The organism is Paenibacillus sp. 01T431, from assembly GCF_056398625.1.
On record NZ_JBFTPT010000019.1, the window covers coordinates 88,563 to 110,698 of the forward strand.

At 45.4% G+C, this 22,136-nt stretch carries 23 protein-coding genes; 18 read left to right on the plus strand and 5 right to left on the minus strand.

Annotated features, from left to right (window positions below; translation table 11 throughout):
* Nucleotides 1-12 precede the first annotated feature (12 nt).
* Both AC1DM9_RS28330 and AC1DM9_RS28335 read left to right on the plus strand, forming a co-directional pair.
* Nucleotides 13-525: an A24 family peptidase gene (locus tag AC1DM9_RS28330; RefSeq protein ID WP_477583423.1), complete on the plus strand. Its 513-nt coding sequence runs from the start codon at nucleotides 13-15 to the stop codon at nucleotides 523-525.
* A 30-nt stretch (nucleotides 526-555) separates the two neighbouring features.
* On the plus strand, nucleotides 556-2,124 hold the full coding sequence (locus AC1DM9_RS28335; RefSeq protein ID WP_477583425.1) for a DUF6382 domain-containing protein: 1,569 nt from the start codon (nucleotides 556-558) through the stop codon (nucleotides 2,122-2,124).
* Nucleotides 2,125-2,133: 9 nt separating this feature from the next.
* Here AC1DM9_RS28335 and AC1DM9_RS28340 read toward each other — a convergent pair whose 3' ends face one another.
* The 3 genes from AC1DM9_RS28340 to AC1DM9_RS28350 form a co-directional block, all read right to left on the minus strand.
* Nucleotides 2,134-3,036: a TIGR01777 family oxidoreductase gene (locus tag AC1DM9_RS28340; protein WP_477511551.1), complete on the minus strand. Its 903-nt coding sequence runs from the start codon at nucleotides 3,034-3,036 to the stop codon at nucleotides 2,134-2,136.
* A 43-nt stretch (nucleotides 3,037-3,079) separates the two neighbouring features.
* A complete protein-coding gene (locus AC1DM9_RS28345) occupies nucleotides 3,080-3,565 on the minus strand; it encodes a hypothetical protein (RefSeq protein ID WP_339207515.1) in 486 nt (161 codons plus the stop codon).
* Between the two features lie 156 nt (nucleotides 3,566-3,721).
* Nucleotides 3,722-4,159 (minus strand): DUF2621 domain-containing protein, encoded by a 438-nt coding sequence (locus AC1DM9_RS28350; protein ID WP_076271042.1) that lies wholly within the window; start codon nucleotides 4,157-4,159, stop codon nucleotides 3,722-3,724.
* Between the two features lie 101 nt (nucleotides 4,160-4,260).
* On the opposite strand from AC1DM9_RS28350, the gene AC1DM9_RS28355 reads away from it, so the two are divergent.
* From AC1DM9_RS28355 to AC1DM9_RS28375, 5 genes are all read left to right on the plus strand, one after another.
* A complete protein-coding gene (locus AC1DM9_RS28355; protein WP_339207516.1) occupies nucleotides 4,261-5,391 on the plus strand; it encodes a deoxyribonuclease IV in 1,131 nt (376 codons plus the stop codon).
* A 52-nt stretch (nucleotides 5,392-5,443) separates the two neighbouring features.
* Entirely contained in the window at nucleotides 5,444-6,346 is a 903-nt protein-coding gene (gene purU, locus AC1DM9_RS28360) for a formyltetrahydrofolate deformylase (RefSeq protein WP_339207517.1), read from the plus strand.
* A 164-nt stretch (nucleotides 6,347-6,510) separates the two neighbouring features.
* Entirely contained in the window at nucleotides 6,511-8,529 is a 2,019-nt protein-coding gene (gene tkt, locus AC1DM9_RS28365; protein WP_441879287.1) for a transketolase, read from the plus strand.
* Nucleotides 8,530-8,591: 62 nt separating this feature from the next.
* Nucleotides 8,592-8,909, plus strand: a complete 318-nt coding sequence (gene ppnP, locus AC1DM9_RS28370; protein ID WP_076271046.1) for a pyrimidine/purine nucleoside phosphorylase — start codon at nucleotides 8,592-8,594, stop codon at nucleotides 8,907-8,909.
* A gap of 188 nt (nucleotides 8,910-9,097) precedes the next feature.
* Nucleotides 9,098-9,619, plus strand: coding sequence for a DUF420 domain-containing protein (locus AC1DM9_RS28375; RefSeq protein ID WP_477509464.1), 522 nt, complete (start codon nucleotides 9,098-9,100; stop codon nucleotides 9,617-9,619).
* A 65-nt stretch (nucleotides 9,620-9,684) separates the two neighbouring features.
* On the opposite strand, the gene AC1DM9_RS28380 is transcribed toward AC1DM9_RS28375, so the two are convergent.
* A complete protein-coding gene (locus AC1DM9_RS28380) occupies nucleotides 9,685-10,584 on the minus strand; it encodes an NAD(P)-dependent oxidoreductase (protein WP_477583428.1) in 900 nt (299 codons plus the stop codon).
* Nucleotides 10,585-10,756: 172 nt separating this feature from the next.
* Between AC1DM9_RS28380 and AC1DM9_RS28385 the strand changes: the two genes are divergently transcribed.
* The 11 genes from AC1DM9_RS28385 to AC1DM9_RS28435 all read left to right on the plus strand — a co-directional run bounded on the left by AC1DM9_RS28385 (nucleotide 10,757) and on the right by AC1DM9_RS28435 (nucleotide 21,777).
* Nucleotides 10,757-12,106: a glucose-6-phosphate isomerase gene (locus tag AC1DM9_RS28385; RefSeq protein ID WP_076271049.1), complete on the plus strand. Its 1,350-nt coding sequence runs from the start codon at nucleotides 10,757-10,759 to the stop codon at nucleotides 12,104-12,106.
* A 36-nt stretch (nucleotides 12,107-12,142) separates the two neighbouring features.
* Nucleotides 12,143-12,775 (plus strand): YigZ family protein, encoded by a 633-nt coding sequence (locus tag AC1DM9_RS28390; RefSeq protein ID WP_477509463.1) that lies wholly within the window; start codon nucleotides 12,143-12,145, stop codon nucleotides 12,773-12,775.
* 288 nt (nucleotides 12,776-13,063) lie between these two features.
* Nucleotides 13,064-13,825, plus strand: coding sequence for a sulfate ABC transporter permease subunit CysT (gene cysT / locus AC1DM9_RS28395; protein WP_430057824.1), 762 nt, complete (start codon nucleotides 13,064-13,066; stop codon nucleotides 13,823-13,825).
* A complete protein-coding gene (locus AC1DM9_RS28400) occupies nucleotides 13,825-14,622 on the plus strand; it encodes a sulfate ABC transporter permease (RefSeq protein WP_441879435.1) in 798 nt (265 codons plus the stop codon). The genes cysT and AC1DM9_RS28400 overlap by 1 nt, the downstream gene beginning before the upstream one ends.
* A gap of 3 nt (nucleotides 14,623-14,625) precedes the next feature.
* Nucleotides 14,626-15,690, plus strand: a complete 1,065-nt coding sequence (locus AC1DM9_RS28405) for a sulfate/molybdate ABC transporter ATP-binding protein (protein ID WP_076271051.1) — start codon at nucleotides 14,626-14,628, stop codon at nucleotides 15,688-15,690.
* 34 nt (nucleotides 15,691-15,724) lie between these two features.
* On the plus strand, nucleotides 15,725-16,795 hold the full coding sequence (locus AC1DM9_RS28410; RefSeq protein WP_477509462.1) for a sulfate ABC transporter substrate-binding protein: 1,071 nt from the start codon (nucleotides 15,725-15,727) through the stop codon (nucleotides 16,793-16,795).
* A gap of 291 nt (nucleotides 16,796-17,086) precedes the next feature.
* Complete coding sequence (locus AC1DM9_RS28415) at nucleotides 17,087-19,165, plus strand: transglycosylase domain-containing protein (RefSeq protein WP_477583430.1); 2,079 nt, start codon at nucleotides 17,087-17,089, stop codon at nucleotides 19,163-19,165.
* Nucleotides 19,166-19,356: 191 nt separating this feature from the next.
* On the plus strand, nucleotides 19,357-19,812 hold the full coding sequence (locus tag AC1DM9_RS28420; RefSeq protein ID WP_441879274.1) for a DinB family protein: 456 nt from the start codon (nucleotides 19,357-19,359) through the stop codon (nucleotides 19,810-19,812).
* Between the two features lie 129 nt (nucleotides 19,813-19,941).
* Nucleotides 19,942-20,253 carry a DUF1806 family protein gene (locus tag AC1DM9_RS28425; RefSeq protein WP_477583432.1) on the plus strand — a complete coding sequence of 104 codons (312 nt, stop codon included), beginning with the start codon at nucleotides 19,942-19,944 and terminating at the stop codon, nucleotides 20,251-20,253.
* The gene (locus AC1DM9_RS28430) at nucleotides 20,250-20,951 is read left to right on the plus strand and encodes a PIG-L family deacetylase (RefSeq protein ID WP_441879270.1); all 702 of its coding nucleotides are present in this window, start codon (nucleotides 20,250-20,252) and stop codon (nucleotides 20,949-20,951) included. Before AC1DM9_RS28425 ends, AC1DM9_RS28430 begins: the two co-directional genes overlap by 4 nt.
* 592 nt (nucleotides 20,952-21,543) lie before the next feature.
* Complete coding sequence (locus tag AC1DM9_RS28435) at nucleotides 21,544-21,777, plus strand: hypothetical protein (protein ID WP_441879268.1); 234 nt, start codon at nucleotides 21,544-21,546, stop codon at nucleotides 21,775-21,777.
* 170 nt (nucleotides 21,778-21,947) lie between these two features.
* On the opposite strand, the gene AC1DM9_RS28440 is transcribed toward AC1DM9_RS28435, so the two are convergent.
* The coding region (locus tag AC1DM9_RS28440) for an IS3 family transposase (RefSeq protein WP_477583435.1) at nucleotides 21,948-22,136 on the minus strand (189 nt) is incomplete at its 5' end.

Sequence of the window (22,136 nt, forward strand, 5' to 3'; positions counted from 1 at the left end):
AGGGGAGTCGCCATGGAGTTTATTGTAACAGCTGTTGTTGCAGTGTTTTTAATGATCGCTCTCTATACGGATTTAAAGGCTCAAATTATACCGAATTGGCTGACTGTGACTTTTTTCTCTGCTGCATTTATTTATCATACTGGTATCAGCGGTTTGGAAGGAGCTGCAATTGCAGCAGTTGGCGCCTTAACCGGATTTATTCCTTTGCTGCTGCTTCATCTTGCCCGAGGAATAGGTGCTGGCGACGTAAAGCTGTTTGGCGCATTGGGAGCTTGGGTGGGAGTATGGTTGGTGCTGCAGATGATGTTTTATGCCATCTTATATGCTGGTGCAATTGGCGTGTTTCTTGTCAGTGTAAATCGTGCATTCGGGAAAAGAATGGCTGCTGACGTAACGGCATTTGTTGTGCCAGTGGCAGGGGATAGGAAGCTTCAGTGGCTGCAATGGGCGGAATCAGGTAAAAAGTTTCCTTTTATGCTGGCGGTTGCACCCGCTGCTGTTACGGTATGGTCCATTTTCAGCTAAGTTTTCATGTTACAAGGGGGAATTTGAGAAATGAAAAGCTTTCGGATTGATTTTGCTATGAATCAGTCGCATGAGATGATTATTGATCGAGAGAGCGGCTTGTATAGAAGCGAGCTTGATGAAATTGAGCTTCATATGCTTCATAGCGAGCGAATTCCCTATCTGCTGCCTATTGATTGGTTCGAGCTGGATAGCAAGGTTACATTCCGATACAAGCTTTCAGGAATGAGAATGCTTTTGCACAGACTGCAGCAACAGCAGCTCTCGATGGAGCAATACTACATGCTATTATTAGGCGTTGCGGATGCATTATTCGAATGCAGGCATTATATGCTGCGGCCAGAGGGCTGTCTGCTTGATGAACAATATATTTTTATTGGAGAAAAGCTTCATGATATACGGCTTGCTTATATTCCAATAATGGAGGGGACTGCTGAACAAACAAAAGGAGCGGGCGATCTCTTGGCGTTAATTGTACGTTTCACCTCTTATGTAGACCGCATTGATGGGGAAGGATTAAAGCGTGTGCTTCAGCATTTCGGCAAGAGATGGCCTCTTGAAGAGCTGCGGGCGACGCTGTTGGAACTCATAGGGGAAGCTTCATCTTCATCGAACCAGCGATACGAGGCAATAGAGAAGCCGGAGATGCAGCAAGCAGCAAAACCTGCTCCAACGCAAAAAAATCCACTATTAGATTGGCAGCAGCGATCTGAGTTGACGAATAGCGATGAAAAAGGGCGGGTTCAAATACCAAACCCTTCATTGCGTTCATACTCCGCCCCGATAATGGAGGAGTTTAAGGATCATGAATTATTTTCAAAACAGTATGCTGACCCTTTGGATAGGGAAGCGGATGAGCCGGAAACAAAGAAAAAATGGATCGGAACAGCAATTATTGTCGTAGCACTTGCATGTGTTTGGCGATTTGTTTATTTTGAAGCTGCTGGTAGGCAGAGCTTACTGATCAGCTCGGGCATTTCCTTGCTGTTATTAGCAGCCGTTATGCTAGTTTGGAAAAAGAAAACAAATGACGAAGCAGACTACGACGAATCGAAAAAAATGATAGAAGAGGCATCGTTCCACTCTGGACTATTTCCAGGGCTTAATCGTGCTCATGCAAATGATGATTCTGTCGAGGCGCCAGCTATTAAACCGCCTGAGGATCAGAGCGAATTATTCGAGTCTCAGTCGGCGGCCTCGCTGCATGTTGTTGCAGCAAATCCCGTTTCTCATATAGCAGAACCAACAGTATTGCTAGGAAATAATCAGTCATTGGGGGGGTTAGGTGAATCGTCAGTATGGCTCAAAAGGAGATGGAAGAGTCAGGAGAACAGGATAGAATTACAAGAAGGAAGCTTTAAAATTGGGCGTTCGGGAGAGCAGGTGAGTTATGCAGAGGGGGCAAGCGGTATATCGCGGCTTCATTTGGAAATTGAAATCTTAGCGGGTGAATATAAAGCGAAAGACTTAGGTTCCCGGAATGGGAGCCTGCTAAATGGACAAATGATGATCCCTTATAAAAGCTATAAGCTATCGATAGGAGATGTCATCCATCTTGCAGGCGAGCAAGGACCAGCGTATGTGCTGAAATCGGAATAAGAAATGAAGCTAACCTTGTCCTACAAGTTCTTCCATTGCACTATTTACCGTTGGATAGCGGAACACAAACCCGTTTTCAAGCGCTCTGCTTGGCAAAGCTCGCTGTCCGTCTAATAGAAGTGTGGACATTTCACCAAATAAAGTTCGCATCACAAAAGCTGGAACCGGGAACCAATGAGGCCGGCCCATTGCTTTGCCAATGGCTCGACCAAATGAATCATTTGTTACAGGTTCAGGTGAAGAAGCATTGATGGGTCCATCAATAAAGTTGTTGTCCAAAATAAATAGGATTAGCCGAATCATATCCTCGAGATGAATCCAAGACAGCCATTGTTTGCCGCTGCCGATCTTACCTCCGCCGAACAAGCGATAAGGCATAGCCATTAAAGGAAAAGCGCCTTCCTTTTTGTCTAGAACAACGCCCACACGAAGCTTAACAAGCCGCTCAGCTGGTATGCTGTCTGCGGCCTGTTCCCATTTCTGAACGACTTCGGATAAAAAATCGGTAACTTTAGTCGGGCTTGATTCATCAAAAATACCGTCTGCTGATATGCCATACGCAGAAATGCCGGATGCATTAATGACAAGCGGCGGCTTGTGCTCGAGCGATTGTACAAGCTTTGAGATGCGGGCGGCTGCTGTTAGTCTTGAGTCCATGACACGCTTCTTGGCAGCTTGATTCCATCTTTGATTAATGGATTCACCTGTGAGATTGACTATGGCATCTATGCCTTCCAGCAAAGCAGGAGCAACTTCGAGTTCATCCCAAGTTAATTGGTTAAACCCAGTGCGATTGGATTGATTTTTAGAACTAGTTCTGGAAATAATCCATACCTCATCATTTCTCTCAAGCAAAGCCTTGGTAAGCGCACTTCCGATAAACCCAGTTCCTCCAGCTATTGCAACCCGCATCCTCGTTCGCTCCTTCAATTCACCCATTACTTCAGTTCATTGATTACTTTATTTCTTCAATTTTAACTAACCAATTTTGTTTGAGGGTCGCTTCACCTTCAATGGCTTTTTCCGAATACTCAAATTTCACTTTAGCATCGTCCGGCAATGCTTCTAACGTGCTTTTTTGGTCATCTGTTACTTGAAGTGCAATTGCACCGGCAGCTGTTTCTATTTCTATAGAGTGCGAGTCGCTTAGACCGCTATAAATACCTTCATTCACTTTGTTTGGCGCTGCTGGATCCTCGATCGTACCGTTATTGTTTGTTGCAGTATCTGTCGGTTCCGGTGAAGAAAGATCAGGATCAATGACACCATTATCTTCTGGCAACTGAGTAATAACTGGTCCGTCGGTTGGACTGCCTTGCTGTTCGTTTCCTGCATTAGTATTGCCACCGCCACATGCGGATGTTGCGAGCATAACAGCGAGAAGAACGGCTCCTGCTGTAGCTGCTTTTTTGTTTCTTCTTCGCTTCGATGAGTTCATCATGAGAACCACCTCCTGTAATTAATAACGAAATAGATGAGTATTAGGTTACATTTTTATATATAACCATAAAATACGAGTATGAAGCATGTATATAAGGGGGGCATTAATTGATGATTAAATATAAATAAGTTTAAGCCGCACTGATGCGGCTTAAACTTATTTATTAAGTAGATGCTTATAGGGAGTATAGTCGATTCCTTGACGGTCAAGAAAAGTAACAAGACTACGGTAATCACGTTTAGGAGTTGCTCGTATGTAACCTTCGATACAATGCTCGCGCGTAACGGATGATGCGCCATGTTCAATCGCCACTTGACCAATCTTGGCTGCGATAGAATGTTTAGCTATATCACGAAAAGCGCTTGGCACTGGGGAAACAAGCTCGTCCAGCAAACTTTTGGAATCATCATTCCACATGCTGCGACTGCGATCTACCCAGTAGTTTTGCCAATCGAGCTTAGACTTGCCGTCTCGCATCGGAAGCACCTTGAGAAATTTTCGAAACATGAAAAATCCGCCAATCGACATAGCCGCAACCATGACGACCGCCCAAAAAACGATAAAATACATAAACCAGTCGGGGGCAACTTTCATACGTGTCTTTCACCTCAATAATGAATTATACCGTATTCCTAGATTTATTTCGACATTCCTTGTAAAATAAGGTTTGATCAACCGAAAGGGGCGTAATATTTATGTTGAAAATAGGTTCCCATGTATCATTTTCGGACAAGGGGCTGCTCACTGCAGCACAAGAAGCAGTATCGTATGGCTCAAGTACATTTATGATCTACACCGGCGCACCTCAGAATACAAGAAGGAAGCCGATCGATTCGTTATATATTGAAGAAGGAAAAGCGCTTATGGAGCAATCCGGTATTAATGAGATCGTGGTTCACGCGCCTTATATTGTGAATCTTGGCTCGTATAAGGATTCTACGTACGAGCTTGCGGTTTCTTTTTTACAAGAAGAAATTCGCCGTACCGATTACATCGGTGTACGTAATATTGTTCTTCATCCAGGTGCCTATACGGACAAGGATGCAGAATATGGCATCGCTCGTATAGCTGAAGGCTTGAATGAAGTGCTTGCAGGCACAAAAGAAACGAATGTTAACATCGCTCTTGAGACGATGGCAGGCAAAGGCACAGAAATTGGCCGCAGCTTCGAAGAGCTTGCGGCGATTATTGACAAAGTTCAGGATAACGAACGGTTAACTGTATGTATGGATACTTGCCACATGCATGATGCTGGTTACGACCTTGTTCATGATCTGGACGGCGTTCTTGAGCAGTTCGATCGTGTTGTTGGATTAAACCGCGTTGCCGTTGTTCACGTGAACGATAGCAAGAACTCACGCGGTGCTGGTAAAGACAGACATGCTCCAGTTGGCGCAGGCTGGCTTGGTCACGATGCCATTCAAAGAATCGTTGAACATGAGGGCCTTAAGGGGCGTCCATTTATACTGGAAACGCCTTGGATTGGCAAGGAAGACAAGACTGAACGTCCGATGTATGAAGCGGAGATCGCTTTGCTGAGCGGCAATGGCAGAGCTCGCTTAGGTGAAAGCTTCTTTGAAGATGTGGAGCGCCTGCATCATTTCTTCGGCAAGCAAGAAATTGATTCCAGAGGTTTTGTACTCTCTACTTGGGATTTGCTAAAAAATGATGCAAAAGCAAAAAAAGCAGACCCGCGCGAGCCGATGGAGCGTCTGTTCGATCTTGTAATGGCAGGCGAAGCATTGCCGGCAGGACTAACAGAAGAACAAATCAATCAGCGTATTACGGCTTGGTTTGGCGGCAAAGAGCTGCTTGCTAGACTTTAATTAAAGTTAACATTAATTCATATAGATCATTGCGAAAGGAAGTTTGAAGTCCATGTCATCACCATCCACCCCATCTGAAATAACCGTTGAAGCAGGTGGAAAGAGCGGGCGTGCGCGCATGCTTATTTCTTGTCCGGACCGCCCGGGCATCGTAGCTGCTGTTTCTCATTTCTTATATGAGCACGGGGCTAACATCGTTCAATCGGATCAATATACGATGGACCCGGAAGGCGGAATGTTTTTCATCCGTTTTGAATTTGATCTAGTTGATCTGGACAAGGAGCTTCCACTTCTCATGGAGGACTTCACCAGAGTAGCCGATCGGTTTGATATGAAATGGCATACATTCCGTGCCAGCCGCAAGAAACGTCTTGCTGTATTCGTGTCGAAAGAGGATCACTGCTTGCTAGAGCTGCTTTGGCAGTGGAAGGCAGGGGATCTTGATGCCGATATTTCAATGGTTATAAGCAACCACCCTGATATGCGTGAACTGGTCGAATCTTTTGGCATTCCTTATTACCATATCCCGGTTACAGCGACTACAAAAGAAGAAGCTGAGCGCAAGCAAATGGAAGTTGTTGCAGATAAAGCGGATATCATTGTATTGGCGCGTTATATGCAAATCATATCGCCAAAGTTCATTGAACAATTTCCAAATCGGATCATTAATATTCACCACTCATTCCTACCCGCTTTCGTTGGGGGCAAGCCTTATGCGCAGGCTTATACACGCGGCGTAAAAATTATCGGCGCGACAGCGCATTATGTAACAGAAGAATTAGACGGCGGGCCGATTATCGAGCAGGATGTTCAACGCGTCAGCCACCGTGACAACGTCGATGATTTGAAAAGAATCGGTCGGACAATTGAAAGGGTCGTTCTCGCAAGAGCTGTGAAATGGCATATTGAAGATCGTGTAATCGTGCATAATAATAAAACTGTTGTATTCAACTAACTGTATTTTTATGCGAATTATCTATTTTTTTTGATGGAAAACGAGCATGCAGAGTGATACAATATTCAAAGTTATTGCGTACTGGTATGACGCTGTATCGTTGTTTTTAGAAACCATATAACGAGATGAAATTAGACAAGCTTAGACCATAGGAGGAAATTGTAATGTCAGTCACACAAAAGTCGGTTGAACAGCTTTCTATCGATACGATCCGTACACTTGCGATCGATTCCATCGAGAAAGCGAAATCAGGTCACCCTGGTATGCCAATGGGCGCTGCTCCAATGGGCTATCAATTATTTGCAAAAAACATGAAGCATAATCCATCGAACCCTACTTGGGTAAACCGTGATCGTTTTGTTTTGTCTGCGGGTCATGGCTCTATGCTGCTTTACAGCTTGCTTCACCTCTCCGGTTATGATTTGCCGATGGAAGAATTGAAAAACTTCCGTCAATGGGGCTCCCTAACACCAGGACACCCTGAGTTTGGCCACACGGCTGGCGTTGATGCAACAACGGGTCCACTTGGACAAGGTATCGCTATGGCGGTTGGTATGGCAATTGCGGAAGCACAGCTGGGCGCTACTTACAATAAAGAAGGCCACGAGCTTATTAACCACTTCACATACTCCATTTGCGGCGACGGCGACTTGATGGAAGGCGTCTCTCATGAGGCTGCATCCTTCGCAGGCCACCTGCAGCTCGGCAAATTGGTCGTTCTATATGATTCCAACGATATTTCGCTTGATGGCGAATTGAGCCTTTCTTATTCCGAGAGCGTTCAAAAACGTTTTGAAGGCTACGGCTGGCAAGTGCTTCGCGTAGAAGATGGAAACGATCTAGATGCTTTGTCCAAAGCCGTTGCTGAGGCGCAAGCAGATCTATCCAAACCAACTTTGATCGAAGTAAAAACAGTAATCGGCTATGGCAGCCCGAACAAAGGCGGAAAAGGCGGACATGCTGGTCCTCACGGATCACCGCTTGGTGCTGATGAGACAAAATTGACGAAACAAGCTTACGGTTGGTCTGAAGAGCTTCAGTTCCACGTGCCTGACGAAGTTCGCGCTCACTTTGCAGATGTGAAAAGCAGCGGCGAGCAAGCAAATGCACAATGGGATGCAAGCTTCGCAGCTTATAAAGAAGCTTTCCCTGAGCTTGCAGCTCAGTTCGAGCTTGCTATCTCTGGCGCAATGCCTGAGGGCTGGGATGCTGACCTTCCTGTATACACAACTGCGGACAACGCGGTTTCAACTCGTGTAGCTTCAGGAAATGCACTTAACGGTCTTGCGAAAAACGTTCCGACTATTTTCGGCGGATCGGCTGACCTTGAGAGCTCGACAATGACTCATCTGAAAGGTTTGACGCAGTTCAAACCAGGCAGCTACGATGGCCGCAATCTTTATTACGGCGTACGTGAATTCGGTATGGCTGCTGCCATGAACGGTATTGCTCTTCACAGTGGTTTGAAAGTATTCGGCGGTACGTTCTTCGTATTCACAGATTACCTTCGTCCTGCTGTTCGTCTTGCTGCATTGATGAAGCTGCCTGTCGTTTATGTATTGACGCATGACAGTATCGCAGTTGGCGAAGACGGTCCTACACATGAGCCGATTGAACAGCTTGCTTCGATTCGCATCATTCCTGATCTAACGGTTATCCGTCCAGCTGATGGCAACGAGACTTCCGCTGCATGGGCTTATGCTGTAGAGAACACTGGCAATCCAGTAGCGCTTGTGCTTACTCGCCAAAACTTGCCGATTCTTGAAGGCACAGTGAACGGTGTTCATGAAAACCTGCGCCGCGGCGCATACGTTGTATCTGATGCAGCAAATGGCAAGCCGCAAGCACAAATTCTTGCAACGGGCTCCGAGGTTCAACTTGCTGTTGCAGCTCAAAAAGCTCTTGCAGAAGAGGGCATTCAAGTACGTGTTGTCAGCATGCCAAGCTGGGATTTGTTCGAGAAGCAATCGAAGGAATACAAAAATTCCGTCATTCTTCCTGAAGTTAAAGCCCGCCTTGCGATTGAAATGGCTCATCCATTTGGCTGGGAGCGTTACACAGGAGATCAAGGCGATATTCTTGCTATCGACCGTTTCGGCGCATCAGCACCTGGCGATCGCGTAATCAAAGAGTATGGCTTTACGGTCGAAAACGTTGTTAGCAAAGTGAAAGCATTGCTGTAATAGCTTGTTCAATAGATCATCAAAGCTTTAGCATCCGATATATAAGGGAGATTACGTCTACGATGTCTCAATTCGAAAATGTATCGATCGTCAAGAAGGCAAATGTTTACTTCGACGGTAAAGTAACAAGCCGCGCTGTACTGTTCGCTGACGGCACCAAAAAAACACTCGGCATCATGCTGCCAGGTGACTATGAGTTTGGAACAGACTGCGTTGAAATCATGGAAATTTTGGCTGGCGATTTGAAGGTGCTACTGCCTGGTGAAACCGAGTGGCTGCACATTCAAGGCGAAGGCGAATTCACTGTGCCTGCGAACACAAAATTCAAGCTTCAGGTTGCTGAAGTTTCGGATTATTGCTGCTCGTATATTTACGAGTAAGCACTAAATATTGAAAAAAAGGCTTCTTCGCTTCGGCGAAGAAGCCCTTTTTTTTGTTCGTTCGCAGCATTGACTTATAATATTCGTTAATTCGTGACAAAACTTGTTCAAAGCGAATTGTTTTGAGGTGTAGAATCGGATAAAGTTAATTTATATGCACCGTATTCCATGACTGGAGGATTTTTTGGATGAAGGAAAGAAACTATACACCGCTCATATCGATCTTAACAATCGTCCTTGTCGGGCTGATAGCTGTTTTGTTTTTTCTGCCGGCGTACGAGGGAGAAATTCACTTTGACGTAACGATTTTGCCATTGCTGAATGCGATTTTTAACTGCTTTACTTTTATTGCACTCTGCATAGCGCTAACGGCGATTATGAAAAAAAATGTTCGGATGCACCGTGCGTTCATCAGCGCTGCATTTGTCTCCACAACGTTGTTCCTAATTTCCTATGTAGCGTATCATTATCTAACGGAATCAACGAAATACGGAGGAGAAGGCATTCTTCGCTCGATTTATTTCTTCATCCTCATTACACACATCCTGCTAGCGATTGTTGTCGTTCCTCTAGCCCTAATATCGGTTGTACGCGGGCTGCAGATGAAAGTGGAGAAGCATCGAAAAATTGCTAGATGGACGATGCCGATTTGGCTGTATGTAAGTCTTACTGGCGTAATTGTTTACTTAATGATCTCGCCATATTATTAAGCAGTATTTCAATGAAAAAGGGGTTGTCCACAGTGATTCATACACGCGGACAACCCCTTTTTAAATTAATCCAGTCCGCTAAGCTTGCGGCCGATCCATTGCTCGTAAGCTTGGCCTACGCTCGACATATCAAGCTGGCTTAGTCCCATTGCATCACCAATTTGGAATAGGCTCTTCGTTGCTTCCAGCAGAGGAGTCGGCACATGCAGACTGTCCGAGAGGGCAGAGGATAACCTTAAATCCTTTAACATCAGCTCGAGCGAAAATTGAACGTCGTAATTGCCTTCAAGCAGCTTTGGTCCCTTCATTTCAGCTGCCCTGCTTGCTGCACCGCCAGATTGAACGAGCTCGACGAACGAGCTGCCGTCAATGCCGCCGCTTGCTGCTATCGCCATGCCTTCTGCAAGTGCCACAACGTTGATGCCAACAATCGTATTGTGGGCGAGCTTGGCAATGGAGCCGCTGCCGCTTGGGCCCATTGAAATGACTTTACGTCCCATAGCGAGCAAAACGTCTTGGACTTCTTCAATCTTGCCTGCATCGCCGCCAGCCATAAATACGAGTGTACCGCCTTCAGCGGCTGGCTTGCTGCCTGTAACCGGCGCATCTAGGAATACTGATCCAATAGTATCCGCCGCTGCGGCAAGCTCCTTAGCAAGCGTTGGAGATATCGTGCTGCTGTCAATTAGCGTAATGCCTGCGCGAGCACCTGCAAAAATACCGTTTTCGCCAAAGTAAACTTCACGGATTGCAGCATCATTACTAATCATTGTAATGACGATTTGTGCAGCACGCGCAACGTCAGCCGGTGATTCAAGCTCGGAGGCACCTAAGGCGAGCAAGGACTCTGCTTTGCCAGGAGTTCGATTATAAACGACAACTTCAAATCCTTTGCGCAATAAATTAGCAGCCATTCCCATTCCCATTACGCCTAACCCGATAAATCCGATCTTCTTCATAATCATATCCTCCACTTTGAATCGATTTTTGTTTAATTATACAGACACTTCATTAATTTTTCATCGTTTGTTGCTTGTTTTTATAAGGCAAATCCGATATTGTAGATGCTAAGTTGAAAAGCATTTTCAGGTGTAGAAGCCACATTGGTTTACAACATTCTAGGAGGTTTCCATTTACATGAGCAAAACAGTTCAGTTTGACTACAGCAAGGCTTTAGCATTCGTTGGCCAGCATGAAATCGATTATTTGACAGAATCCGTTCGTCTCGCACACGAGCAATTACATAACGGAACAGGTACAGGATCAGATTACCTTGGTTGGATCGATCTTCCGACTAACTACGATAAAGAAGAGTTCGCTCGCATTCAAAAGGCTGCTGAGAAGATCAAATCGGATTCCGAAGTTCTAATCGTTATCGGTATCGGTGGATCTTACCTTGGTGCACGTGCAGCTATTGAGGCGCTGTCGCACTCGTTCTACAATATTTTGCCAAAAGAACAACGTAAAACACCGCAAGTTTTGTTTGCCGGCAACAACATTAGCTCGACTTATGTGACTCACCTTTTGCAATTGGTTGAAGGCCGCGACTGGTCGATTAATGTAATTTCGAAGTCAGGCACGACAACTGAGCCTGCGATTGCATTCCGCGTATTCCGTGCTGCACTTGAGAAACAATACGGCAAAGAAGAAGCGCGCAAACGCATTTACGCAACGACAGACAGCGAGAAGGGCGCACTGAAGAAGCTTTCCTCTGAGGAAGGTTATGAATCGTTTATTATTCCTGACGATGTTGGCGGTCGCTACTCCGTGCTTACAGCAGTAGGCTTGCTGCCAATTGCAGCTGCAGGCATCAATATCGAATCCATTATGCAAGGTGCAGCAGACGCATCCAAAGAATACAGCAACCCTAATCTTGCAGAAAACGAAGCTTACCAATATGCAGCAGCACGCAACGCGCTGTACCGCAAAGGTAAAGTGACTGAAATTCTCGTTAACTACGAGCCATCGCTTCACTTCGTTTCCGAGTGGTGGAAACAGCTGTTTGGCGAAAGCGAAGGCAAAGACTTCAAAGGAATCTTCCCAGCAGCTGTAGATTTCTCAACAGACCTGCACTCGATGGGCCAGTTTATCCAAGAGGGTAACCGCAATATTTTTGAAACTGTTATTCAAGTTCAAGAAGTGTCTGAGCATATCGCTATCGAACACGATGCAGCGGATCTTGATGGCCTCAACTTCTTGACTGGAAAAACAATGGATTTCGTTAACAAGAAGGCTTTTGAAGGAACGCTTCTTGCTCATACGGATGGACAAGTTCCGAACTTTATCGTCAACATCAAAGACATGACGCCATACACATTCGGCTATCTTGTGTATTTCTTCGAAAAAGCATGCGGAATCAGCGGTTACCTGATGGGTGTTAATCCATTTGACCAACCGGGTGTTGAAGCATACAAAAAGAACATGTTCGCTTTGCTTGGCAAACCGGGCTTCGAGAAAGAAAAAGCCGAGCTGGAAGCAAGGCTGTAATCAACCGGCTTGAACGGTATACGGGAGTCATAGCCTATGCTTGAGAAGTATAGAACAGTCAGGTCGCAGGCTAGCGCAGAGATCGTCATCAAAAAGTCGCGTTTCATCGGGTATGCGAAGCCAGTGGAAACCGAAGAGGAAGCCGTTGCATTCATCAATGAGATTAAGCAGCTGCATAAGCAGGCGACCCATAACTGCTCGGCTTATATGGTGGGTGAGCGAGACCAGTTTCAGAAGGCATCGGATGATGGTGAGCCAAGCGGTACAGCGGGCAAGCCGATTCTCGAGGTTATCAAGCATAAGGGGCTTAAAAATGTCGCTGTCGTTGTGACGCGATATTTTGGAGGCATTATGCTCGGAGCAGGCGGACTCGTTAGAGCTTATACGGATGGTGCTGTAGCTGGCATTGAAGCAGCAGATGAAATCGTCAATGTGCTTCACCGCGAAGTATTTGTTGATGTGGACTACACTTGGTATGGCAAGCTGGAAAATGAGCTTCATACGAAGGGAACACGCGTTGGCGGGACGGATTTCACCGATCGAGTCAACGTGCGCTGCCTGCCGGAAGAGCCTGAAGCAGATACTTTTATCGCTTGGGTAACCGATCTGACACAAGGACAAGCGATCCTCTCTGAAGGAGAAAAGGTCTATTATATTGAAGGCGAATAAGAAGAAGAGGAGTATCGGCTTAGGCTGATACTCCTCTTCTTTGTACTCAGAGGCTTGTATAATAAACAATCATAAGAAAAAGCTATAAAAGCAATAAGAATTTCCAAATTTATTATTGACTTAATCCCAGTTTGGATGCTACATTATCAATACCTAGTATCTTAATAGGAATTATGTTTTTAATTGTTTTGTTACACCTACGGCACGAGCCGATGGTCTGGAGGTAAAGTCACAGTGAATGCTTTGTTTCGTGGTAAAGGGTGGAGTTTTGGTTTTCGAAGCACCATAATGCTTTATTTTGTCATCTTAATTATTTTACCAATCGTTGGCATTTACACGCAATCATTTTCGCTTGGATGGACCCCTTTCTGGGAAAGCGTATCCGATCCACTGGCTTGGAAAGCGGTGCTGCTTACAGTAAAGTTGGCTGTTATCGCAACGATACTCAATATGTTTTTGGGGACGATGATCGGATGGGTGCTTATTCGTTACCGTTTTCCCGGACGTCGTTTGCTCAACAGTCTAGTTGACTTGCCGTTTGCATTACCTACAGCAGTAGGCGGACTTATGATCTTGCTTCTGCTAGGGCCTAATAGTTTAGTAGGCGGCCTAGCCCAAAAGATTGGCATCGAAATCGTGTTCCATGAGCCGGCAATTGTTGTCGCTATGCTGTTCGTTACCTTTCCTTTTGTTATTCGTGCCATTCAGCCTTTACTTGAGGAAATGGATAAATCAGAGGAAGAAGCAGCCTATACGCTAGGCGCAACGCGCGCGAAAACGTTTTTTAGCGTTATTTTTCCTACGATGCTGCCAGGAATTTTGAGCGGCGCTATGCTGGCTTTCTCCCGCGGAATTGCGGAGTTTGGCGCAGTTGTGCTCGTTGCAGGCAATATTCCAGGCAAGACGTTAATTGCCTCCGTTTATATTTTTGGAGAAATTGAAAGCAGTAATCCGCAGGGAGCCGCCGCTGTATCGGTGCTGCTGCTCACGCTATCCTTCCTCATCTTATGGACGGTCAACCTCATTCAAGGCAGGAGGGGCGACCTATGATGAGAAGATTGTGGATTACATTAACTTATATTATTTTTGGATTGCTGCTCATCGCGCCATTGATCAAAATCTTTACAGGCTCTTGGGCAGATGGCTGGAGCGGCTTTATAGAAGGCATTACTAGGCCGCAGTCGCTGCATGCTCTTATGATGACGGGAATTATCGTTGTTGTCGTTACAGCCTTAAATACGTTGTTTGGCATTATGCTAGCAATGTATCTCGTCCGGGCCGAATGGATTGGGAAAAGGATGAAGCGGCTGCTTAACAGCTTAGTCGATTTGCCCTTTGCGGTATCACCAGTTATCGGCGGTTTGATGATCGTTCTTATTTTGGGACCTAATACAATTATCGGTGCATTGTTTGAGGATGCGGGCTTCAAAATCGTCTATGCGCTGCCAGGGATGATCTTAGCGACATTGTTCGTCACATTCCCGCTAATGGTACGCGAGGTTATGCCCGTGCTGCAGGAGATTGGAGCACAGCAGGAGGAAGCGGCATCAACGCTCGGCGCTTATTCCTGGTACACGTTCTGGAAAGTAACTTGGCCATCGATTCGGTGGGGTGTTATCTACGGCGTAGTATTGACTGTTGCACGGTCACTGGGAGAATTCGGAGCTGTACTCGTCGTCTCCGGCAATATTATGAATAAAACACAAACAGCCACTACACTCGTTTATCAAGATGTTGAAAATTTTAACGTTGTTGCCGCCAATGGCGTGGCTCTAGTTCTTGCGGCATTTTCAGTTGGACTGCTGCTGCTAATGGAATGGGCGAAAAAACGAAAGGAAGTGCATTAAGCCATGCATATTGAAGTACGGAACTTGAATAAAAACTTTGGCGATTTTCATGCAGTGAAGGATGTAAGCTTTGAAATCGAAAAAGGTCATCTGATCGGCTTGCTCGGACCGAGCGGCGGTGGTAAAACGTCCATACTTCGAATGCTGGCGGGGCTCGAGTCTCCTTCCTCAGGCGATATTCTGTTCCACGGCAAACGTGTGAATGATCTTCCGCCGCAGGAGCGCGGCATCGGTTTCGTATTTCAAAACTATGCGCTCTTCAAGCATATGACCGTATATGACAATATCGCATTTGGCTTAAAGGTGAAGAAGCAATCGAAGGAGCAAATTCGCGAGCGCGTTATGTACTTGGTAGAGCTTACGGGGCTAAAAGGTTTCGAGCATCGTTACGCCCATCAGCTGTCAGGAGGCCAACGCCAACGTGTTGCTTTCGCTAGAGCGCTCGCGCCTGAGCCGCAGCTGCTGCTCCTCGATGAGCCGTTTGCTGCTATCGATGCGAAGATCCGGACCGAGCTTCGCACATGGCTTAAAGAAATGATTGAGCGTGTCGGCATCACATCGATTTTCGTTACGCATGATCAAGAGGAAGCGATTGAAGTTGCCGATGAGATCATGATTATAAGCAAAGGCAAGTTAGAGCAAAAAGGCAGCCCATGGGACATTTACAAAAATCCAGAGACACCGTTTGTAGCAAGCTTTATTGGCGAATCTACTATTGTAGACAATATCGCGGAGCTTAAAGGTTTTGAGGATGCAGCGAGCCGTCCGGGCACTAAAGCACTTATCCGGCCTGAATATATTGAGATTGGCAAACCGGGCGAGATCAAGCTGGCTTCAGCTACGCTTGCCGGTAAAGTAAAACAGCTGCATTTCCGCGGCAGCGAGTGGATGGTTGAGCTGCTTGTTGGCGATACGAAGCTGATTACGTACCGTTCGCTGGAGCAAGAAGTGCTTCATCCCGGAGATGAGGTAAGGGTACTCGTCCATCGGGCTTATTTATTCAATGACAACGAAAGCTGGATTGCGGAAAATAAGCTGAAGGTTGACCCCATGCCTATTCATATTTAACCAATATGCTACGTAGAAAGAGTTGTATGCGAATATGAAAATCAATCTGGTAACAAGTCAGCGCATGCTCGTGCTGCTGCTTGCTGCGGTTATGCTGATCGTATCGGCAGGCTGCAGTAAAGAGGAGCAGACGAGTAACCATGCGGCTGGGTCTACCGTACAGGACGGCGATGTTACACTTGTAATCGGTGCGTATTCGGTAGTGAAGGATGCTTTCGCGGATTTGCTGCCTGCATTCCAAAAGTATTGGCTGCAGGAAACCGGGCAAAAGGTCGTATTTCAGGAATCGTATGAGGCTTCAGGCACGCAAGCCAGGGCGATCGCTGGAGGTTTTGAAGCCGACGTTGCCGTGTTAGCTATGGAAGGTGATCTCGACAAAATAGCGAAGGCGGGTTTCATTACGCATGACTGGAAGGCACAGAGCAATAATGGCATGATCACGAACTCCATCGTTGTATTGGGGACTCGTACCGGCAATCCGCTCGGAATTAAGGATTGGAATGACTTAACACGCGAGGGTGTGAAGGTGCTGTATCCGAATCCGAAAACTTCCGGCGGCGCTCAGTGGGACATTAACGCCATATATGGCGCTGGCCTTAAGCAGTCAGAGGAGCAGACGGGTACAAAGGATGCCGAATATGCGAAGCATTTTCTAAAAGCAGTCCATGCCAATGTGGAATCGCTTGATAAGAGCGGTCGCGCATCGATGGCAGCCTTCGAATATGGTGTAGGCGATGTCATCGTCACTTACGAGAATGAGCTGCTCGCTCGAATTAAGAAAGGCGTCAATTATGACATCGTTGTCCCAAAAGACACGATATTAATCGAGAATCCAGCAGCGATCGTGGATAAAAATGCGGATAAGCATGGCGTTCGCAAGGTAGCCGAGGCTTTTATTGCCTTTTTGCAAACGGAGCAGGCACAGCGGCTTTTCGTGGATCATGGATTCCGCTCCGTAGACAAGAAGGTAGCTGAGGGTACGAAAGACCGTTATGTGGTGCCGGAAGGATTGTTTGACATTTCTTACTTAGGCGGCTGGTCTGAGGTTAGAGAAAACCTTTATTCCAAAAAAGGTGTCTGGTATCAAGTACTCGCTGATCTTTAATACGATGTGTGAGGAAAGATCTTAATAAACCTCTGTGCTTTATGTCTCTCGTTTAAACGAGAGACATAAAGCACAGAGGTTTTTTTGATGAAAGCATGATGCTGCCATCGACTAAACGAAATATGAGCGATTTGTTTACGATTGTTAAAATAAGTCTAAAAGATGCTGGGGAGCAGGCAAAGTTTCCGGGCTTTTTTTGTGCGTAAAGGCACTTCATGGGCCGAACGTACTAAAAATGCTACTCCGCTGCGAATGATGTAGAAACGAGAGAAGCAAGGGCAAGGGGGAGAAATGATGAAAAATACTCAAACATTGAACAAGAAAAAGAAAAGGATTAAATACTTTTTGATCATAAGTATAGCTTTGTTGATCATCGTTGCTTTGGGCGGATGGGGGACATTTCGTTACCTGATCGGCAAGCAGGATATTGGACAGCTTGAGGTGCCGCTGCCGGCAGCTACGATTTTGTATGATCAGCACGGTACGGAAGCCACCCGTATTTCTTTCAATAAAATTGATGAGATTGCCTATGAAGACATACCAAAACATATGGTTGATGCCGTTGTTGCGGTAGAGGACAGACGTTACTTCGAGCACGAAGGAATGGATATGCGGGCAATTAGCCGAGCGATTTGGACAAATATAACATCAGGCGGGACAGTACAGGGCGGAAGCACGATAACACAGCAGCTCGCGAAAAATGTCTTTTTGTCGCAGGAGAGAACCTGGTCGCGGAAGTGGGATGAGCTGCTTTTGGCGAAAAAGATTGAGGAAAGCTACAGCAAAGAGGATATTATGGAGAAGTACCTCAACCAGATCTACTATGGTGATGGAGCATGGGGAATCGATAGAGCGGCGCATACGTATTTTGGCAAGCAGCCAAATCAGCTTAGCGTAGCGGAGGCAGCGCTGCTAGCTGGTCTAATCAAGGCGCCATCCGCCCTAACTCCTTATAAACATCTAGAAAAAGCGATTGATCGAAGAAATGTGGTTCTTCAGCTTATGAAGGATCAAGCGCTAATTAGCGAGGATATATACAATAAGGCCATTCATGAGCCTGTGAAATTACTGAGCGCAAAGCCTAATCGAGTAGATGATATCAACTATCCTTATTATGTGGACCAGATCATTCGTGAGGCGATGACGCAATATGGGTTATCGGAAAATGAAGTGCTGCAGGGCGGACTTCGAATCTATACCGCATTGGATACGAAAATGCAGCAGTCGGCGGAACAGGTGTATGCGAAGGAATCTATATTCCCAAATAGTGCTGCAGACCAGCTCATTCAAAGCGGTGCTGTTCTGATTGATCCGCGTGACGGCGGAATTCGGGCGATGGTTGGCGGCAGAGGGGAGCAGCCATTTCGCGGCTTTAACCGAGCGACACAGCTAAGCCGTCAGCCAGGCTCAACGATCAAGCCCATCGCTGTATACACGCCTGCGCTGGAGCTTGGCTATAAGCCAAGCGATGATCTAGTTGATGAACCGATCAATATTAACGGCTATGAGCCAAAAAACGCAGACGGCTCCTTTCATGGCAGAGTGTCACTTTATGAAGCGCTTATTAACTCTTACAACATACCTGCTGTGAAGCTGCTTAACGAAATGGGTATTGAAAAAGGAATGGATGCGGCGGCGCGTTTCGGTATTCCTCTGACAGATGAGGATCGCTCGCTGGGGCTTGCGCTCGGCGGTCTTCATCAGGGTGTATCGCCGCTTCAGATGGCCGAAGCTTTTGGCGTATTCGCAAGTGACGGTGTTCGTAATCATGCGCATACCATTACTCGCATCGAATCGGCAGACGGCAGCGTACTAGCTGAATTCAAGCAGAGTGAAGGCAGTGTGAAAGTAACGGAGCCAGAAATTGCCCGAACGATGACAGCTATGTTAGAGGGAGTCATAAAGGATGGGACGGGTACTGCTGCAATGCTTGAAGGCCGCCCAGTTGCAGGGAAATCTGGAACGACACAAATGCTAGGCACGACAGGCTACGGCGCAAAGGACAATTGGTTCGTTGGCTACACTCCGCAGCTTGTAGGCGCGGTGTGGCTTGGGTACGATCAAAGCGACAGCAGCCATTATTTGTCGACGAGCTCAAAGGCTGCGGCTGTTGTCTTTCAAGCTATATTCGCAGATGCATTAAAGGATGAGCCGGTTATACCGTTTCCTAAGGCACCAGATCTTTTGCCGAAGAAGAAGGATAAGGAAAAAGAAAAAAATAATATATCGAACAAAGATGATGATTCTGATAAGAAACGAGATTGGAAAAAGGAAAGGGAAGAAAGAAAAAAACAGAAGGAAAAAGAAAAAGAAAAAGAGAGAAAGAAAGAGAGGCACAAGGATAAAGATAAGGATAAGGATAAAAACTGAGGAATAGGGCGTGATAATGTAAAAGGGAATTGGTGGAATAATAAGACCAACTAGGGTGGATCAAGTTATTAATAATAGAAGTTTATTCAGGAAAAATGCAATTGTTGGACAACCATTGTATAATGAATAGGCTATTAACTATTCTTTCTATGGTTAATTAATTTTCGAATGAAAAAGGGGAGTATTATCCTATGTCAACAATGAATGTATTTGTTACAAACTGGTTGAATCATCGTAAAGTATTGCTTGCTATGCTTGATACTGTACAAAATGAAAACCTCCAATATAAGCCTTGGGAAAAGGCAATGTCGTTGTCAACTCTTGTTCTCCATATCAATGGATCAATGGACATGTTCGCACAAACGGTAAAAAACGGCGTGTTCACGCCACCTTCAACAGCTAAACAAGCTGAAACGATTGAAGAGCTGAAAGCGATCGTAGCAGCAGATACCGCTTCAACGAAAGCATTGCTAGAATCTTTAACGGATGAGCAATTGGAAAAAGAGATCGACTTCCATGGCATGAAAATGGCTGGAATCGTTTTGCTCGAGAATGGCAAGGATCATGAAATTCATCACAAAGGTCAATTGTTCATTTATCTGCGCTTGCTGGGCATCGAAACATTGCCGTTTTTCGTAAGCAGATAATAGGAATTGTATTATAAGGGGAGGAGTTCATACATCAGGCCGTTGGTCTCATGAAGCAACTCCTCCTTTTTATTAACTCCTCCTATCTGGCAACTCCTATCAAATTTATAGAATAGGAATGAAGAGACGATGATCAAAATAAACAGTTCAGAATTGAACGCTGCTTTTCAAGCATTTATTGGCAAGGAAGTTTATATTCATAGTGAAGCGACCTCTTTCGTCTTTGTCCGAAACTTCAAGGTTAGCCTCACTGAAGCTCATATTGCTGGTGAGGGTTCATACCGGATAGCTCTTCGCTTTGATGAGCTTGGCTGGCTGCGTACAGAAGCACTCACCCATTATGAAGTAACGGTGGATGAGAAGCTATTACTGGCGGGTTACGATGATAAAGGCAGAATGAACGTTGCTCTGCAGCTTGGAAAGGAGCCGTTTCCGGAATGAGTGAAAAAGCAGTTAAAAAGCTATTAGCTGTGTTTGCGCATCCTGATGATGAATCTTTTATTTGCGGAGGAACATTGGCAAAGTATGCAAGCATGGGAGTTGAAATTACTCTCGTAAGTGCGACAAAAGGCGAAATGGGACGTCGAATGGGAAACCCGCCTTATGTGAATCGAGAGACTATGCCTGATATTCGGGAAAAAGAGCTGCGAAACGCTTGCGAGGCACTTGGCATTCAAAATCTTATTTTTTTTGATATCCGTGACAAGATGGTTGAATTTTACGATTCAGAGAGCCTCATCTCAAAAATAGGCGTACTCATGGATGAGATCAATCCGGATGTAGTCCTTACTTTTCATGAAATTTTAGGCGGACATCCTGATCACTGTGCAATTGGAAAAGCAACAACTACCGCTTTCCACCGCAGCAAGCAGCCGGGTGCGCTCTATTTCATCAGTTTCGGCGATATGATGAATGCTCCGGAACGATTTGGTTACACGAAGCAGGACATTGTCAAAATTGATGTTCGTCATCAGTTAGAAGCTAAGCTTGCTGCGTTTCGTGCGCATCGCTGTCAAACCGAAATGGACGAATGGGTATGGGAAGCAGACAGCGCAGCATTGGCGCATTTTGGCAAGTTTGAGTATTTTATAAAAGGAAATCAAACAATGATCCCAAAAACTGCGGATGATCTTTTTTAAAAAACGTACATACGAAACAGGCAGTCTTCAAGCAGCTTAATCTGCTGAAAGACTGCCTGTTTTTATTTTGTTTAAAACATTGGAAATACATATCGAACAAGAAAGTAGAGAGCCCCGAAGAAGATAATAATGTAGGCAGCATATTTGATGAATGTAGACGCCACTAAACTTGAATCTGATTTTTTTTCAACATGTCTTTCTTCAATCTCTAAATTTTGTTGCCTTGTCGTCATTTGAATCACTCCCTCAGTGAGTTTGATAATATTGAATACCCTTCTGGGGTAATGATGAATCAATGGCGTACAGAAAATCGTTTATATATCGATGTTTTTCGATCATTTCTTGGGAAATAGTCGAGATAGGTAAATGGTAACCTAATCATTTTGTACCATTGAATCTGTCATGAGGAAGATGGATAATAACGGAAATAGCTTTTCTTTTTTTGCAGCGAGTAAAAAGGGTTTATCCCTTTTTTTGAGAATTGAGGTTCTTTTTTACGAAGGTCTGAATATCTTAGTTAACGAAGCCCTATTGTTGCAGGTACACCTTTATTTTGCAAAACAATAGAATAGGGCAACAGGAGGCATATAAGTTGAAAGAAGCAAGGAAGCCTTTACAGCTAAGTACACAGATGAGCCATAGCCACAGGGACATCCTACTTGAAATTGAGGAAACGATTGCGGAATTGGAAATCTACTTGGAGACAAACCCGGATGATGAGATCGCTTTGGTGCAATATGAGCAGTTTTTGAATAAACGCGAGGATTTCACTTATTTTTTGGCGGAGCCGTATGGGAAAGCATCTCAATCTGTCATGCAGGCGTAATCAAATAGAGCAAGGATGTCAATAACATGGACATGCATGGTTCGGAAGAGCTGCTTGATTGCAGCTAGGCTATGGGGAGATAAAGATTAGATCTGGCAATATGAGTAAAAAGGCTGTCTCAACGGGGACTGACCCCCATTTGTGAGACAGGGATCAAAACACCTTCAAGTTTAAACGGCCAGTCGCCTGTAATCAATCGGCGACTGGTTATTTAGTTTCGTTTGAATACGAATTGCGTTATAGTAAGTGATGTAGTCTCGAACGGTCTGTTCAACGATTGCAGTCGTTGTATGGGTCAACCCTTCGAGGTAGAACGTTTCAGACTTTAGTGTGGAATGAAACGATTCAATGGGGGCATT

Bases quoted from the DNA above. Each gene is read 5' to 3' on its own strand.
- AC1DM9_RS28330 (WP_477583423.1), top strand. From the start codon at position 13: ATGGAGTTTATTGTAACAGCTGTTGTTGCAGTGTTTTTAATGATCGCT.
- AC1DM9_RS28335 (WP_477583425.1), top strand. From the start codon at position 556: ATGAAAAGCTTTCGGATTGATTTTGCTATGAATCAGTCGCATGAGATG.
- AC1DM9_RS28340 (WP_477511551.1), bottom strand. From the start codon at position 3,036: ATGCGGGTTGCAATAGCTGGAGGAACTGGGTTTATCGGAAGTGCGCTT.
- AC1DM9_RS28345 (WP_339207515.1), bottom strand. From the start codon at position 3,565: ATGATGAACTCATCGAAGCGAAGAAGAAACAAAAAAGCAGCTACAGCA.
- AC1DM9_RS28350 (WP_076271042.1), bottom strand. From the start codon at position 4,159: ATGAAAGTTGCCCCCGACTGGTTTATGTATTTTATCGTTTTTTGGGCG.
- AC1DM9_RS28355 (WP_339207516.1), top strand. From the start codon at position 4,261: ATGTTGAAAATAGGTTCCCATGTATCATTTTCGGACAAGGGGCTGCTC.
- purU (WP_339207517.1), top strand. From the start codon at position 5,444: ATGTCATCACCATCCACCCCATCTGAAATAACCGTTGAAGCAGGTGGA.
- tkt (WP_441879287.1), top strand. From the start codon at position 6,511: ATGTCAGTCACACAAAAGTCGGTTGAACAGCTTTCTATCGATACGATC.
- ppnP (WP_076271046.1), top strand. From the start codon at position 8,592: ATGTCTCAATTCGAAAATGTATCGATCGTCAAGAAGGCAAATGTTTAC.
- AC1DM9_RS28375 (WP_477509464.1), top strand. From the start codon at position 9,098: ATGAAGGAAAGAAACTATACACCGCTCATATCGATCTTAACAATCGTC.
- AC1DM9_RS28380 (WP_477583428.1), bottom strand. From the start codon at position 10,584: ATGATTATGAAGAAGATCGGATTTATCGGGTTAGGCGTAATGGGAATG.
- AC1DM9_RS28385 (WP_076271049.1), top strand. From the start codon at position 10,757: ATGAGCAAAACAGTTCAGTTTGACTACAGCAAGGCTTTAGCATTCGTT.
- AC1DM9_RS28390 (WP_477509463.1), top strand. From the start codon at position 12,143: ATGCTTGAGAAGTATAGAACAGTCAGGTCGCAGGCTAGCGCAGAGATC.
- cysT (WP_430057824.1), top strand. From the start codon at position 13,064: ATGCTTTATTTTGTCATCTTAATTATTTTACCAATCGTTGGCATTTAC.
- AC1DM9_RS28400 (WP_441879435.1), top strand. From the start codon at position 13,825: ATGAGAAGATTGTGGATTACATTAACTTATATTATTTTTGGATTGCTG.
- AC1DM9_RS28405 (WP_076271051.1), top strand. From the start codon at position 14,626: ATGCATATTGAAGTACGGAACTTGAATAAAAACTTTGGCGATTTTCAT.
- AC1DM9_RS28410 (WP_477509462.1), top strand. From the start codon at position 15,725: ATGAAAATCAATCTGGTAACAAGTCAGCGCATGCTCGTGCTGCTGCTT.
- AC1DM9_RS28415 (WP_477583430.1), top strand. From the start codon at position 17,087: ATGATGAAAAATACTCAAACATTGAACAAGAAAAAGAAAAGGATTAAA.
- AC1DM9_RS28420 (WP_441879274.1), top strand. From the start codon at position 19,357: ATGTCAACAATGAATGTATTTGTTACAAACTGGTTGAATCATCGTAAA.
- AC1DM9_RS28425 (WP_477583432.1), top strand. From the start codon at position 19,942: ATGATCAAAATAAACAGTTCAGAATTGAACGCTGCTTTTCAAGCATTT.
- AC1DM9_RS28430 (WP_441879270.1), top strand. From the start codon at position 20,250: ATGAGTGAAAAAGCAGTTAAAAAGCTATTAGCTGTGTTTGCGCATCCT.